Origin of the sequence: Streptosporangium canum (assembly GCF_900113865.1) — a bacterium.
GTDB lineage: Bacteria > Actinomycetota > Actinomycetes > Streptosporangiales > Streptosporangiaceae > Streptosporangium > Streptosporangium canum.
On sequence record NZ_FOQY01000001.1, the window covers coordinates 15,917 to 31,521 of the forward strand.

Below are 15,605 nucleotides of genomic sequence, written 5' to 3' on the forward strand. Positions count from 1 at the left end.
TCCAGCCCCTCACCGTCCCCCCCTCTCCTCCGGTACGGCCGCGCCGACCACCACCGTCCGGAGGCAGGTGTGCTTCCCCCGGACCGAGATCCGCACCGGCCCTGGGGCGACTTCGGCCGGGAGGTAGACCCGGTCCCGGTCGGCCCGCAGCAGAACCTCGCGCGACCGCTCTCCCCTGAGAACGGTCGCGAGCGTGTCACGCGGCACGCGGTAGTCGATGCGGAGGACGTTGCCCTCGTGGGCGGCGGGGACGTCGACAACGGCCGTACCGCCGCCCAGCGGGAGGCAGGAGCCGTCCTTGGCCGCCACGTACCCGCCGAAAACGGTGGCGGGCACCAGGTGGCCACGGCCGTCGAAGGTCACCGCGCGGTGAGCCGCTCCCGGATGCCTGACCCTCTCCTGCAACGTGCCCTCGGCGAGCGGGCTGAGCGCCCGGGAGGTCAGCCGGTCCTCCAGGGCCTGCCAGGGGAAGACCATGCTGTCGGGCACCAGCGAGGGGTACACCCCCGTCTCCGGATCGAGCGCGGCCAGATCCGCGCGAGCCGCCTCGAAGTAGGCGCGGTTGCGCTCACCCGGCAGCCCTTGGGCGAAGCCCGACGCCGACACGAGTGCGATCACCACGTAGACGCACACGGCGGGGAGGATGTACGGCGAGGCCGCCCATGACGGCTCGCCCTCCGGAGCCGGGCCCCGCCGTAGGGATCCGGCTTCTCGAGATCGGCCCTGCGGCACGGGGCCGTCCTCCCGGGACGGGGCGCGCCACGGCATCAGGACCAGCGCCAGGCAGACCGCGAGCAGGGGCGTCGCATCGGCGATGTAGCGGCTCTCGAAGGCGTGCTGGGCCGAGCCCGACCGGCTGAACATGATCGGCAAGGCATCCGCGGCCAGGAGGTAGCCCGCGGCCAGTGCCCAGGCGGGGGCCGCCATGAGGTGCCTGCGGCAGGTGCCCGCCACGACGGCGGCCAGGACCAGCCAGGCGACGGCTACCTCGACGGCCTGGTGGGCCACCAGCGGGCCGGCCGTGGTCTCCGGCCCCCAGCTCAGCGGGCCTCCCACCAGCAGCGTCGGCACCGTTCCGCCGAGGAAGCTCCCCAGGTAGTCCACCGCCGCGTAGAAATCGGGGACCGCGAGCCCCTGCCCGCCGGTCCGCCCGGAGGCTATGAGATAGCCGGTCAGGTAGGCACCGCCCACCGCCAGATAGGCCGGCCAGAGGCCCAGATGCCTACGCGCGGCCTCCAACACGCCGTGCTCGCGCGCCGACAGCAGCACGGTGAGAAGGAACAGTACCGGCGGGATGAGAAGCGCCTTCTCGAAGAAGAGCAGGCCGGCACATGTCCAGGCGATCCCGGCGAGCGCGTGCCCGGTCCTGCCGGTGCGGATCAGCAGCACCTGGGAGCACATGGCCATGATCATGGCGATCTGCAGCGGCAGGATGTTGAGCGCCGCCGCGAACCAGGTGCCTGCCTGGAAGTTGGCCGGCGCGAACAGGAAGAACGCGAACGGGACGAGGATGAGCGGCCGGGTGCCGCACAGCAGGCGCAGCAGCCGGTGGAGCGCCAGGGCCGCGCCCGCGTACAGCGCCAGGATCACCGCCGAGACCAGAGTCCAGTCGTAGGCGGAGACGGCCGTGATCGCCCGGACCAGGGCGAGGGCGCCCGGCATGAGATGGCCGATGTGCACCCGGAGCAGGTGATCCCAGCCGAACGGCTCGGCCACGGCCCGCCCGACGAAGACGATGTCGTCCTCGGCGAAGTAGGACCGGCTGAGCAGCCACCCCTTGAGCGCGAGCCCCGCGAGCAGGAGGAGCAGCGCCGCGACCTGAAGGCCGTGCCGCCTCGCGAAGGGGCTCCGCGCCCACCGGGGCAGCCGCAGTTCCACCTCGACCGGGCCACCGTTCATGACCGCTCCCGTCCAGACCGCTCCGCCCCGGCCTCTCGCGCCCCCTCCTGTTCCGCCCCAGACTCCTCCGGTCCCCGCGCCTCCGGCCGCTCCGGCTCGATCCGCTCGCTCTCAGGTCCCGGCGGCCCCGCCCCGGACTCCTCCAGCACCGCTCGATCCGGCTCAGATCCCGGCGGCTCCGCCTCGGTGCCCTCCGGTCCGGAATCCCCGGGCTCGGGGGGGCGGGGTGATCTGCGGAGGCGGACTCCCAGAAAGGCCAGCAGGAGTCCGGCGGCGAGGAAGACGCCGGGCAGCAGGTCGCGGACGATGAGGACCCAGCGGGTGAAGGCCCGCGCGTCGGCGACCTTGGCGCTGACGTCCTGCGGGGACATCACCAGGTCCGCCCGGAGGCTCACTCTGCGCTCGATGCCGTCGGGAGTGCGCAGGCCCTGGCGGTGGCGCTCCTCCACCTTCACCGTCAGGCCGCTCTCGGGCTCGACCCAGAGCGTGCGGGTCACCTGGGCGTAGCGGGAGACGCCGATGGCCCGCCACTCGGGCAGGCCCAGCACCTTGCCGGGGAGCTGCCCGGGGATGTCCTCGATCTTCGCCGGGCCCGCCGTGTAGGTGTAGCGATAGGTCCGCAGGCCGTTGATCTGCTCCTGGCGCTCGTAGCGGAGCGGGACCGCCACCCGGAGCATCGTGTCGTACATCGGGTAGTAGCGCGGCTCGGCACGGAAGGGCAGGCGGAAGGCCAGGCCCGTCTGCTGGGCGTTGGGATCCTCGTCGACGTACTCCCCGCAGCAGTTGACCGCCATGGCCGTCCTGCGATCGAAGGCGGTCCTGCGCTCGTGGTAGTCGATCCGGTCGCCGGAGGCCGTGGTGAGCGAGGTGAACTCCACCCACACCGCCGTGTCCCCGCTCCCGGCTCCGGCGTCCCCGCTCAGCGTCCTGGTGGACACCATCGGGACGCCGGTGTGGGAGGTGAACGTGCCCGTGTCGAAGTAGTCGGCGTCCTGGGCGAGCAGGCGGTAGGTCCTGCCCTGCTCCAGCGGCAGGACCAGGGCGCTCTCGTAGACATAGAAGCGCAGGAGTGCCGCGAGGGTGACGAGGAAGGCGCCCGTGCCCGCGAGCACCGCCCGGGGGATCCTGAACCGGGTCACCGGCCCACCGCCACCGATTCGGGTCGTCGGGTCATGGCGCGGCGCGCTGGAGACGGTGCGGCCGGAGCCCGCTGGGGGACCGACGCCATCAGCCACGCGAGCGTCAGAAGGCAGAGTATCTGCGGCACGACGCCGGCCAGGGGCTTGGCCAGCGCCTCGGTCGCGTCGGCCCTGCCGTACAGGGTGCCCGCGGCGAGGGCGAGGCCGGCCAGGCTCGGTGGCACCATGAGCGCCCAAGGCGTGGCCGCCGCGCTCGCGAGGCCGGGGAGCGCGCCGAGGCGGGCGTGCCTGGCCTGGGCCACGGCCGCCAGCCAGGCGAAGAGCGCCAGCGCCGCCGTGACGAGCGCGGCGCCCGCGAAGCCTCCGGTCCACAGGCCGACGAGCGGGGCGAGCGGCCAGATCCAGGCCGCGCGGACGGCGGCGGGCGCCGCACCGGGTGACAGGACCCGCTGGGAGGGAGGGGCGAACGCGAACACCGCCACCAGGAGAACCAGAGTCCAGCCACCGAGCAGCGCCGTATGGTAGGCGGAGTCGGGCTCATAGCGCATGGTCACGACCCCCTGCCCGGAGGGCAGCTCCCAGGCCTGCCTCCAGCCGTCCAGCCTGGCCGGCGTCAGCCGCCTGCCGTCGAGGTATGCCTGCCAGCCGGCGTTGTGGTTCTCGTTGACCACCAGATAGGACGGGGTCGAGGCCGAGACCCGGACCCGACGCTCCCCCCGCCCCCACGATTCCGCGACGACGGGCGTGGCCGCGACCGCTCGCCGGGCATCGTCGGCGGATGTCCGCACGACCACCGACTCGATCCTGAAGGCGTCGCTGGGGGTGGCGGTGATCCGCGCCGTGCCGGCGCCCAGATCGACCGGCTCGCAGGCCCGGTAGCCGATCGGGCGGCCGCCGACCACATCGTCCAGCGTGCCGTCGACGACCTCGGTGAGCACGGCGTTGCCGTTCACGGTGAGCGTGGGGCCGTAGCCGCAGGGCAGCCTCAGCGGGAACGGCGCCAGCGAGCCGAGCGGCTTCACCCCCGGGATGGTGACCTCCGACACCTCGATCGGCCTGGACGCCGGAGCGGTGAAACCGATCTCCAGGCGGTCCGTGCGGATCGGCGAGAACACCACCCTTCCGTCGGAGCCGACCCAGCCCTGCGCCGTACGGCCTCCGCCGCGCACGCTCACCTTGACCGGCGGCTGCCCCAGGAACGAGTCGGGGAAGAGGACCATGATCTGCGAGATCGTGATCTTCTTGCGGAGGTTGACGCTCAGGGTCGGGTGGTGGTCGGAGGTCTGGGCGTACCAGACCGTGTCCAGATTCCCGTCCATGGCCGAGCGGCCGAGCACGGCCGGGTGGTCGGTCAGCGTGGAGGATGCGGTGACCTGGGGGAAGACGCCGGGGATGGTGGTGACCAGCCGGGCGGAGATGGGATCGGTGAGCACGGCCCTGCCGGTGACGGCGCGTTCCCCGCCGTCCCGGACGGCGAAGGTGCGATCGAAGCCGGAGCCGTCCTCGCCGATGATCTCCAGGGACGGCGAGCAGGTCCACGTCGATGGCCCGTGCATGCACGCGGGCGCGGCCCCCTGGCGGGTCAGCAGCACCGTGCCGGGATCCTGCCCGCCGTCCGAGGGGACGACGATGCTGCGCATGGCCTTCACGCCGGGAATGGCGATCTCGGTGATGCCGACGCGGGTGCCGAGCCGCGCCCCGGGCTCGGAGGCCAGCTTGGTCACCCGGATCCGCAGCCAGGAGGTCGCGCCGGCCGGTGGGCGCAGGAGCTGCGGGTCGGCCGACTCCTGGACCGGTACCAGCCGCGTTCCCGCCTCGGTCTCCAGGGCGACCTCGGCCACGGGAGGTCCCAGGGACCCCTTCTCGAACGCGACGGTGATCTGCGGCATGTCGATGCTCTCGACGAAGCGCACTTCCAGCCACTCCCCGACGGCTCCGTTCCAGCCGTCGGAGCGCCACCCGGTGTGCGGGTCGGCGTCGAGCGCCGCGTACGGCTGGCGCCCCGGATCACGCCGTTCGCCGGCCCCGATGTCCGACTCGGCGGAGGAGGCTCGCACGCCCTCGATGCCGGAGTAGCGGGCGGACGCGGTGGCGGCGGTCCAGGCGGGGTCGGTGAGGTCCGATTCCCTGCCCCGTTCCAGCGGCTGGTCTTCGGTGAGCGTGGCGGTGCCGATGCGGCGCAGGTCGCCGAAGACGATCTCGCGGCGGCGCAGCGTGTCGGTCATCACCCGGTGTCCCGGAGACGTCGTGCCCGCGCCCGGCTCGTCGCCGACCAGCATGGCCCGGTCGTCGAGCAGTCCCTCCTCGGCGAGGGCCAGCGCCGCCTCGGGCGCCCCGGTGACCCGGAGCGTCCCGGCACGGGGCACCATGGCGACGAGCGGTGCGGGGTCAGGGACCGCGTAGACCTCCAGCGCGGGGTAGGGCTGCTCGAACCAGCCCGAGGCCGTCGCGTTGGCCCTGGTCCCCAGCTCCGGCCCGAAGGCGGCGACCCGTTCCAGGCCGGTGGACTCCGCGAGGGTCTCGTGGACCCGCGCGGGCCATGCCGTACCCAGGCTCTCCCGCGCCAGGTCGTTGCGGACGAGCAGGTAGGTGACCCCGATCCGGCGGAGCGCCGAGGTGAGACCCGGCGATCCCCTGCCGGTGGCGAAGCGCTCGTCCACCGCCTGGACCAGCCGGGCCAGCCCCGGTGAACCCCAAGGGACGTTGGTGTGGGTGGCCCAGCGCACGGTCAGCAGCGACTGCATGGGCTCGTCCATCGGGCGGCCCCAGAGGTATTCGCCCCGGCGCGATCCGGGCGCGGCGAAGACCATGCCGTCCCCCGTGTTCCGGTTCAGCCAGGTCGCGGCGTCCCGCCAGTAGGAGGGCACCTCGGCGAACGCGCCCGTGGGGGTTATCCCGGCGGCGACGGGCAGCGCGGTGAGGGCGACGAGGCCGGCGGACGCCGCGAGGACGGGCTTGCGCAGCCGTACGGGACCGATCAAAGGCAGGGCGGCCAGGCCGAGGGCGAGTGGGAGCCGGAGGAGCGCGTCGAACTTGTGCAGGTTGCGGAAGGGCGCGAGGGGACCGTCCAGCAGCGCCTTCACCTGCTCGGTCCACGGGTGGGCGAGCGCGTCGGCGTGCCCGGCGGAGACGATCACGACCCCGGCCAGCAGGCTGATCGCGAGGAACGCCCGCTCCGGGGTGGCCCGGGCGGCGATCCCGGCGAGGCCGAGCCCGGTGACGAGCGCGGTCAGCACGATCAGCGTGGGCCCGGTCGCCTGCCCGAACGCCGCGGGCAGCCACGGCCGCCCGTCCACCGGCAGGAACGCGATCCAGCTCGACGTGCCCCGCAAGGTGTTGATCAGCGAGGTGACGCGGGTGGTGGCGTCCGTGGTCTCGATGAACGGCAGGAAGGAGAAGATGTAGCGGCCCATCACCAGCAAGGGCATCAGCCACCACATCGACACCGCGCCCACGCAGCCCAGCCACCAGACCAGCAGTTGTCGCCTGCGGCGCCCGCGGCGCCGGGTCAGCAGATACAGCAGCGGCACGATCAGCACGGCGAGCTCGGCCACCGCGTTGATCCCGCCGGCGAACAGGAACGCCAGCGCCGAAAGGGCCGCCGCCCTGCGCGGGCTCGTCCGCGGCCTCGTGCCGTGCACGAGCGGCAGCAGGATCCAGGGCAGCACGGCGCTCGGCTGGAACTCCGAGGAGTTGACACCGATCAGCGCGATGGCGTGCGGGGCCAGGGCGTAGGCGAGACCGGCCAGCAGGCGCGTGGCGGGGGTGCCGACGCCCATGGCGCGGGCCACCCGCTCGACGCCGACGAAGGCGGCGCAGAGGACCAGGGTCATCCACAGGCGCTGGATGTTCCACGCAGGCATGTCCAGCGCCTGGAAGAGCGCGTAGAACGGGCCCATCGGGAACAGGTATCCGTAGGCCTGGTTCTGCAGGTGGCCGAAGAACGCGCCGTCCCACAGGTGCATCGCCCGGGCGAGGAAGCCGAGGGGGTTGAGCGCCATGTCGAGCTTGGTCTCGGAGATCACCTGGCCGGGTGAGGTGTTGAACGCGATGGCTCCGAGCAGGAGGCATCCCGCCAGCAGGTTCAGCCGGCGCCGGAGCCGGGCGGGCCCGGCGTCCGTGCTGTCAGGGGTCAATGCGGCACTCAAGTGGGGTCGGTCTCACCTACGGCGAGACGGAGGTCGGAGGTCCAGGCCGGCGAGCCCGCGGAGCTCGCGGTCCGGTGCCTGCGGCCGGCCGCGGGAAGTTCCGCGGCGATGAGTCTGGTCATCGTAGCGCCGGTTCTTCCCCAGGTGAACTCGCCCGCCCAGGCTCTGCAGGCCCGCTGGATCTCCGCGCGCCGCGCCGGGTCGGCCAGCTCGGTGATCGCCCGGTCGACCACGTCGGCGAGCGCCTCGCCGTCACGGACCAGCCAGCCGGTCACGCCGTCACGGACGGAGTCGCGCAGCCCGGCGACGTCGTAGGCGACCGTGGGCACGCCGAAGGCGGCGGCCTCGATGACGGTGAGGCCCCAGCCCTCGAACTCCGAGGCGGTCACGTTCAGCAGGGCCGAACCGAGCACGGCGTTCTTGTCCTGCTCGGTGAGGAACCCGTGCAGGTGCACGCGGCCGGCGACGCCCAGCTCGGCCGCCCTGGCCGCGAGGGCTCCGGACTCCGGGCCGCGGCCCACGACGTGCACGTGCAGACCGGGACGGCTCTCGCCCAGCTCGGCCGCCAGGCCGACGACGCGTTCGACCCGCTTGTGACCGACAAGCCTGCCCAGGTAGACCACGGAGGGGTCGCCGGGCAGGGGGTGCGGGGCGACCGAGCGGACCGCGGGGCTGCCGTTGGGCACGACCTCGATCGGGGCCAGCCAGCGCAGCCGCGTGCGGAGGTCCTCCTTGGACGACTCCGAGACCGTGATCGTGGTGCGGCGGCGGTAGAGCAGCCGCGCCACCGGCCCCTCGACGAAGCAGCCGACCCTGGCGAGCCACGTGGGGAAGAAGGCGTGGAACTGCCGGTCGTGCACGTGGTGCACCAGGCAGATCACCGCGGTACGGCGGCGCACCACGAGGGGGGAGAAGAAGGGGATGCCGTTCATCGAGTCGATGACCACGTCGAAGCGGCGGCGGCGCAGCAGGAGCCAGAGCGGCACGAGCAGGTAGACGAGGTAGCGATTGCCCATCCTGCGCAGCTCGACGCCGTCCCACCGCTCGGCCCTGGCCTGGCCGGGCTCGCGGCTGGTCACGAAGTGGACCGAGGCGCCCTGGGCGGTGAGGTAGCGGCTGACCTGCCAGGCGTACTCCTCGGCGCCGCCCGCCACCGACTGCCGCGGCTCGCGGAAGTTCAGCACCGCCGCCCGGACCCCGCGCAACGGCGCCTCGGGGTCCTGCGTGGCCTCCAGGCTCAGGCGGGGCCGCGGGGTCAGCGGAAGCGGCCCGGCGCTCGCGCTCTCACCGGAAAAGGCCACGGTGTCTCCTCGGTCCTCTACGGCGCCGCGCGCCCGAATCGGGGCATGGCGGAGCCACACACCGTTCTGATGACTGTGCTCAGCCCCGGCGGGCTGAGGAGAGCAGCGTCCGAGGGGCCGTCACGCGCCCCTTCGGATCACCTGTCGCCGTAGTTGTACAACGGCCGGTTGGGCGGCTCCGGTGCGGGCGAGGCCACGTTGACCACTGCCACGGAGGCACCGACCGCCAGGATCGCCCCGATGGCCAGGGCTGCGATCACTCGTAACACTGAGCTCTCCCTCCAGAATCCGGACAGTGTGCCGAGAGTAGAACGTGATTCATCTCATAAGCCATAGGCTTAGTGAAACCGTGACAAAGAAAGTTACCGCCGGGTACTTCCGGGAGCTGCGGATACACCCGGCTCACTTGGGCGGATCAAGGCGGAGAAGGCGGATCTCGGGCCCCTGGAAGACGGTCACGGCATCTTGGAACGTGTTATCGCCGGCCTGCGCCAGAACGTAGCGGACCCCCAGCCCCGCCAGCGCCGCCGTCCGCCCGTCCGGACCGGCGCGCAGCGCCGCCTGCGCCGCGGCGACCGCCGGGTCCTCCGAGGCGACCCGGAGCCGGCCTCCGCCGGGCAGGCCCACCAGCAGCGCGTCGTTCCACAGCACCCGGCGCCGGAACATCTTGGTCGCGGGGTCGAGGACCACCCGGCGGCCGTTCCACGCGAACGCCCGGTGCGCCCCCCACGGCAGCGACAGCAGCGCCCCCGGCGCCGGGTCGGCGTTCACGATCGCCTGGACCCGGCGCCACTCGTCCGGGTAGTCGACCGCCGACAGCCTGCCGAACGCGCCCAGCGCGAAGGTGGGCAGGACCAGGACCGGGACGGCCGCCGCGACCGCGACGACGGCGCGCGAGTGCCATCGCGCGACGACGGAGGCCAGGCCGACCGCCTGGAGCAGGACGAACGGGGCAAGGTAGAGCTGCCCGTCGCGCAGCGGCCCGAAGCCGGGCCACCAGGCGATCAGACCGCCCAGCGCGCCGGGCGCGAAGACCCCCGCCAGAGCGACCGCCAGCCCACCCCCCGCCGCCACCGCCACCCCGGCCCGGTACGGCGGCGCCTCCCCCTGCCCGGCCCTGCGCGACGGCACGTCTTCCCCTCCGGCCCGGTACGGCGGCACCTCCCCCGCCCCGGCCCCGCGTGCCTCTCCCGCCCCGGCCCGGTACGGCACGGCCCGGGGAGCGCGTAACCGGGCGAACCCCCAGACGGCGACCGCCGCGAGCGACAGCCGTACGATCGCCGACCACCAGGACTCCTGCCCCGGCACGACGGCGTTGGCGTTCCAGATCCCGCCGAGCGACAGCAGGCTCCCGACCGTGCCGAGCGGCCCGTCGGCCCGCGCGGCGAACGCCTCGACCCCGGCGGGATCGGTCACGGCCCGGCTGAGCAGGGCGGGCACCAGCCACGGCAGGCTCAGCACCCCCAGCACCAGCGCGGCCTCCACCACCCGCCGCGCCCGCACCGCCCAGGCGGGAACCGTCCGCCCCGGGACCGCCCGGCCCCGGGGCGCGCGGATGGGGACCGCACGGCCGGGAGACCCGCCCGTATCGGGTGTCCCGGAAGGCCGGGCGGCGGGGACCGGGGCGGTCGCGGCCGTCGCGAGCACCGCCAGCGCGGAGACCAGCATCGCCTGGAACCCGCCCACCGCCGCCGGGAGCAGCGCGACGGCCAGGCGCAGCCGGCCGCCGAGCACCACGGCGCGCACCGCCCAGGGCAGCCCGGCGACTCCCAGCAGCAGCGCCCACTGGCCGAGCAGGAGCCGCTGGGCGAGGTAGGCGTTCCAGGCGTAGAAGGCCGCGGCCGCCAGCCGGGGGCCCAGGCGCCGTGAGGGCACCAGGGCGGCCGCGCCCGACGCGGCCAGCACGAAGATCCCGATCAGGACGGCCTTCTGGACCATCTGGTCGGGCGCGATCCGGGAGAGCAGGGCGACCACCAGGTCGCTGGGCACCGCCCGGGGGAACCCCTCCCCGGGCAGGGCCAACGGTGGGTCCGGCACGAAGACCATGTCGTACCTGAGCACGAAGCCCGGTCCCAGCGCGGGTCCGAGGGCGAGCAGCGCGAGCAGCAGCCCGAGCAGGGCCGGCGCGGACCGCTCCGCCGTCTCGACCCACCCGCTGCGCATGATGACCGACTCTAGGGGGTGGCTCCGGATGCCCGCGGACGCGTCCGGAGCCACCGCCTCAGCCGGCTACTTGCCCGGCTCGGGGTCGCGGGGCAGGCCGAGCATGCGCTCGGCGATGATGTTGAGCTGCACCTCGGTGGTGCCGCCGTAGATCGTCATGGCGCGGGTGGCGAGCACGGCGCGGTTCCAGTAGCCCGCGTCGCCGAGCTTCATGTCGGCGGCGACCACGGCGGAGGCGCCGAGCAGCCCGACCGCGCACTCCGAGACGTGCTGGGCGTGCGAGGTGGACAGGAGCTTGCGGACCGAGGCGTCGGCGCCCGGCTCGGCACCGGTGAGCTGCTTGAGCGTCACCCGCAGGCCGAGGGCGTTGATCGAGTGGCCTTCGCAGACCACCCGGGCCAGCTCCTGGCGCTCGACGGGGGTCAGCTCGCGGCCGAGCCGCCCGGCCAGGCCGACCAGGTCGGGGACCGACGAGCCGGTACCGCCGGAGCCCGAGGAGAGCGAGACCCGCTCGTTGGACAGGGTGTTGCGGGCGACCTTCCAGCCCTGGCCGACCTCCCCGACGACCAGCTCGTCCGGGATGAACACGTCGTCGAGGAAGACCTCGTTGAACAGGTTCTCGCCGGTCATCTCGGTCAGCGGCCGGACCGTGACGCCCGGGGCCTTCATGTCGACCAGGAAGTAGGTGATGCCGTCGTGCTTGGAACCGGCGGAGGAGTTACGGGCGATGCAGATGCCCCACTCGGCGACGTGGGCGACCGAGGTCCAGATCTTCTGGCCGTTGAGCTTCCAGCCCCCCTCGACCTTCTCGGCCTTCATCTGCAGCGAGGCGAGGTCGGAGCCGGCGCCCGGCTCGGAGAAGAGCTGACACCAGATCATCTCGCCGCTCAGGGTGGCGGGCAGGAAGCGATCCTGCTGCTCGGCCGTACCGTACGCGGCGATCGACGGGACCACCCAGGCACCGATGATCATCTGAGGCAGCTTGACGCGGGCCGCCTTGAGCTCCTGGAAGATGAGCACCTGCTCCAGCGGCCTGGCGTCGCGGCCCCACGGCCTGGCCAGGTGCGGCATCACGTAGCCGGCCCCGGCCAGCGCCCGCTTCTGCTCCTTGCCCTCCAGCTTGGCGAACTCGGCGACCTCCGCCCGGATCCGCTCGCGCAGCGCGGTGGCGTCGTCCGGGAGGTCGATCTCCATCTCCCGGCTCACGCCGTTCAGTGCCAGCGAGGCGACCGTCTCGGCCCATTCGGAGGAGGAGCCGAGCAGCGCGCGCAGGGTCAGCGCGCGGCGGTAGTAGAGGTGGGCGTCGTGCTCGTAGGTGTAGCCGATGCCGCCGAAGATCTGCACGGCGTCCTTGGCGCACTGCACGGCGGCGTCGGGGGCGACCACGCCCGCGATCGCGGCGGCGTAGGCCGCCTCGTCTCCGGCGCCCGCGGCGCGGGTCGCGTCCCATACGGTGGCGCGGGCCTGCTCCAGCGCGACGAGCATCCGGGCGGCCTTGTGCTTGACGCCCTGGAACTGGCCGATCGGGCGGCCGAACTGCACGCGCACCTTGGCGTAGTCCGACGCGGCGCGCACGCACCACGACGCGACGCCCGCGGCCTCGGCGCCGAGCAGGACGGCGGCCAGGTTGAGGACGCCCGGCCCCTCCAGCCCGTCCAGCACCCGTCCCGCCGGCACGGCCACCGCGTCCAGCTCCACCTTGGCCACACCGCGGGTCAGGTCCAGCGACCTGACCGGGGTCACGGTCGCCTGGGAGGCGTCCAGCGCGACCCATTCCTCACCTCGGTCGGTGCTCACCGGGAGCACCAGGACGTCGGCGAGCGCGCCGCCCAGGACCAGCTCGGCGAGGCCGCCGACGGTCAGCGTGCCGTCCTCCCCCCGGGTGCCGGTGATCGAACCGGTCAGCGCGACCGCACCGGTCAGCGTGCCGTCGGCGAGGCCGGGCAGGAGCTCGGCGTGTGCCTTGCCGTCGGAGGCCAGGATCGCGGCGCTGGCGAACACGGTCGGGACGTAGGGGCCGGGGGCCACCCGCTCGCCGAGGGCCTCGACGGCGACGGCGGTCTCCAGCAGGCCGTAGCCGCTGCCGCCGTGCTCCTCCGGCAGGTGCAGGCCGAGCAGTCCCTGCTCGGCCAGGCCGGGCCAGAAGGCGGGACGCCTCTCGTTCTCGGCCGCGATCGCGGTGCGCACGACCTCGGACGGGATGTTCCGCTCCGCCCAACCGGTCACCGACTCGCGGAGCGCCTCGTGCTCCTCGCTCAACCCGATCGCCATGACAGCCTCCAGACACGGTTCAGTGGCAGAACCATATTCTAGAAGGCACTTCCATCACAACGCTCGGGCACTCGCCACCAAAGGTGCGATATCGGCCCATAGCTGCTTGCGTGTGTCCGGCACGGTCACGAAGAGCATGGCGGGCTTCCTACGGCCCACGTCCAGCAGCGAGAGCGCCGCCTGGGAGGTGCGCCTCTCCCCCTTCACCCGGTAGCTCACCTGGTAGCCGAAAGTCCAGCCCCGGCCCGCGACCGGCTCCTGCGAGGCGGTCCAGACGACCTTGCTGCCCGCCGGATAGTGGTGGCGGATCGTCCACCTGACCGCGGTCAGCGCCACCCTGCGGAAGTCGGCGCCGGTCTTCAGGGCGTTGGCCGGCGCCGCGCCGGGGAGCGTGCCGGAGGCGACCATCGTGCGCGGCAGCCGCGCGGCGCCCACCTGGTGGCCGACGGAGAAGGACGGAATGGCCCTGGCCGTCCACGGCGCGCCCAGCTTGACGTAGGCGATCGCGGCCTTGGTGTCGGTCACCGTGCCCAGCACCGGGCTCGGCGTGCCGGGCAACGGCTGCATGGCCTTCACCTTGGGCACGCCGGGCAGCGTGATGGTGGGCACGGCCCGCGGGAGCATCGGCTCGGTGGCGGCGTCCGCCCGCGGCATCGGCACCGGATCGTCGGGCTCGTCGGCGGAGAACAGCACGAAGGCCCCGATGATCGCGGCGGCGCTGACGACGGCGGCGACGGCGCCGACGGCCGCCCGGAACCGGTTGTTCCCGGTCCGCGCCGGCGGGGCGGCAGGCGCGGGCGAGGCGGCCGGGCCACCGTCACCGTGCGTGCCGGGATTACCGAACGTGCTGGGCGGGTAGACCGGGGCGGATCCGGGGAACGCTCCATCGAGATCGCGCCGGGAGACGAGCACGGGCTCCTCGCCGTCCCCGATGGGGAAGCGCCGGGGCACCCGGGTGCCGACCGTCGTGCCGTCTTCGTCGCGGATGACGGGCATGGGCGCCGTGAGCGCCTCGTAGGACGGGACGTATCTCTCGCGAGAGCGCCCGGAGGAGTTTCCACCAACGTCCGCCATAGGCGTCACACTACGTCACCTGCCGTGATCGATATACCGTGTCACAATTACACTTAAGCCACGAGATCACCATTTTCCCTGGTGGTGACGGCCCCCTTCCATAAACAGAATGTCGCTCTGTATGGTCGCGCCTATGAGGGGCTTCTACGAGATCGCCGCCGCCGATCCCGGACGCGTCGCCGTCGTCGCCGGCACCGCCACGACGTACGGCGAGCTGCACGAGCGGGTCAACCAGGTCTCCCACGGCCTCCTCGCCCGCGGCACCCGCCCCGGCGACACCGTGGTGACGGTCCTGCCCAACGGGGTCGACGCGATCACGATGATGCTCGCGACCTACCAGATCGGCGCCTATCACGTCCCGGTGAACTGGCACTACACCGCCGACGAGGTCGGCTACATCATCACCGACTGCGCGGCGCGCGTGGTGGTCGGCTCCGAACGCCACGCGCAAGCCGTACCGGCCGGTTTCACGGAGGTCGGCGAGCTCGCCGAGGGGCGGCCCGCCACCCCGCCCGGCGAGCGCCGGGCCGGATCGATGATGCTCTACACCTCCGGCACCACCGGCAGGCCCAAGGGCGTCCGGAGACGGCTGATCGAGCTCTCCCCGGAGGACCTCCACCCGATCCTGATGCGCAAGAGCTGGCGGCACTTCGCGCTGCCGTTCGACGGCGTGCACCTGCTGCTCTCCCAGCTCTACCACTCCGCCCCGTACGGCCAGGCGATGATGGCGCTGCAGTTCGGCCACACGCTCGTGGTGACCGAGCGGTTCGACGCCGAGGAGACGCTGGAGCTGATCGAGCGGCACCGGGTGACCAACGCGTTCATGGTGCCGACCATGTTCCACCGGCTGCTGGCGCTGCCTGCCGAGGTCAGAGAAAAACATGATCTGTCATCGTTGACCCACCTCTATCACGGCGCCGCCCCCTGCCCGCCCGCCACCAAGCAGGCGATGATCGACTGGCTCGGCCCGGTGCTGTGGGAGTACTACGGCTCGACCGAGGCCGCCGTGGCCACCATGGTCTCCTCGGCGGAGTGGCTGAAGCGGCCGGGCACGGTCGGCCGGGCGATCGACGGCATGGAGTTCAGGATCGTCGCCGACGACGGCACGGAGCTCCCGCCCGGCGAGCCGGGCATGGTCTACATCGGCGGCATCAACCGGTTCGAGTACCACCACGACCCGTCCAAGACCGCCTCCGCGATGCGCGGACGCCTTTACACCCCCGGCGACATCGGCTATCTGGACGGGGAGGGCTACCTGTTCCTGTGCGACCGCCGTACCGACCTGATCATCTCCGGCGGGGTGAACATCTATCCGGCCGAGATCGAGGCGGCCCTGCTGGAGCACCCCGCGGTGGCGGACGTGGCCGTGATCGGCGTGCCGGACCCGGAGTGGGGGCAACGGGTCGTCGCCCTGGTCCAGCCGGCGCCCGGCGCCGAGCCCGGCCCCGCGCTCACCGCCGGCCTGCTGGCCCACTGCGCGCCCAGGCTGGCGCGGCTCAAGCACCCGCGGGTGATCGAGTATCGCGACCGGCTGCCGCGCACCCCCACCGGCAAGCTGAGCCGCAGCGACCTCCGGGAGACGTATCTTCCGCTCTGAGCTGGGAAGACAT

The 15,605-nt window shown here is 73.0% G+C and carries 9 protein-coding genes; 1 reads left to right on the forward strand and 8 read right to left on the reverse strand.

Translation table 11 applies throughout. The annotated features are described in order from the left end of the window. Nucleotides 1-9: 9 nt before the first annotated feature. The 8 genes from BM085_RS00065 to BM085_RS00095 form a co-directional block, all read right to left on the reverse strand. A complete protein-coding gene (locus tag BM085_RS00065; RefSeq protein ID WP_093885012.1) occupies nt 10-1,899 on the reverse strand; it encodes a hypothetical protein in 1,890 nt (629 codons plus the stop codon). Continuing rightward, the gene (pgfA, locus tag BM085_RS00070) at nt 1,896-3,038 is read right to left on the reverse strand and encodes a cell envelope lipid trafficking protein PgfA (protein WP_177244898.1); all 1,143 of its coding nucleotides are present in this window, start codon (nt 3,036-3,038) and stop codon (nt 1,896-1,898) included. Before pgfA ends, BM085_RS00065 begins: the two co-directional genes overlap by 4 nt. Then, nucleotides 3,035-7,174, reverse strand: a complete 4,140-nt coding sequence (locus BM085_RS00075; protein ID WP_245789034.1) for an alpha-(1->3)-arabinofuranosyltransferase domain-containing protein — start codon at nt 7,172-7,174, stop codon at nt 3,035-3,037. Before BM085_RS00075 ends, pgfA begins: the two co-directional genes overlap by 4 nt. Before the next feature lie 8 nt (nt 7,175-7,182). Beyond that, nucleotides 7,183-8,487 carry a glycosyltransferase family 4 protein gene (locus BM085_RS00080; RefSeq protein WP_386434113.1) on the reverse strand — a complete coding sequence of 435 codons (1,305 nt, stop codon included), beginning with the start codon at nt 8,485-8,487 and terminating at the stop codon, nt 7,183-7,185. 137 nt (nt 8,488-8,624) lie between these two features. Next, on the reverse strand, nt 8,625-8,756 hold the full coding sequence (locus BM085_RS46665; RefSeq protein WP_269323798.1) for a hypothetical protein: 132 nt from the start codon (nt 8,754-8,756) through the stop codon (nt 8,625-8,627). Between the two features lie 133 nt (nt 8,757-8,889). Continuing rightward, on the reverse strand, nt 8,890-10,650 hold the full coding sequence (locus BM085_RS00085; protein ID WP_093885015.1) for a hypothetical protein: 1,761 nt from the start codon (nt 10,648-10,650) through the stop codon (nt 8,890-8,892). A 66-nt stretch (nt 10,651-10,716) separates the two neighbouring features. Beyond that, nucleotides 10,717-12,921, reverse strand: coding sequence for an acyl-CoA dehydrogenase family protein (locus tag BM085_RS00090; protein ID WP_093885016.1), 2,205 nt, complete (start codon nt 12,919-12,921; stop codon nt 10,717-10,719). Between the two features lie 54 nt (nt 12,922-12,975). Further along, entirely contained in the window at nt 12,976-13,995 is a 1,020-nt protein-coding gene (locus tag BM085_RS00095) for a hypothetical protein (protein WP_143120746.1), read from the reverse strand. Nucleotides 13,996-14,128: 133 nt separating this feature from the next. Here BM085_RS00095 and BM085_RS00100 point away from each other — a divergent pair, with 133 nt between their 5' ends. Next, entirely contained in the window at nt 14,129-15,592 is a 1,464-nt protein-coding gene (locus BM085_RS00100) for an AMP-binding protein (protein WP_093885018.1), read from the forward strand. Nucleotides 15,593-15,605: the final 13 nt, after the last annotated feature.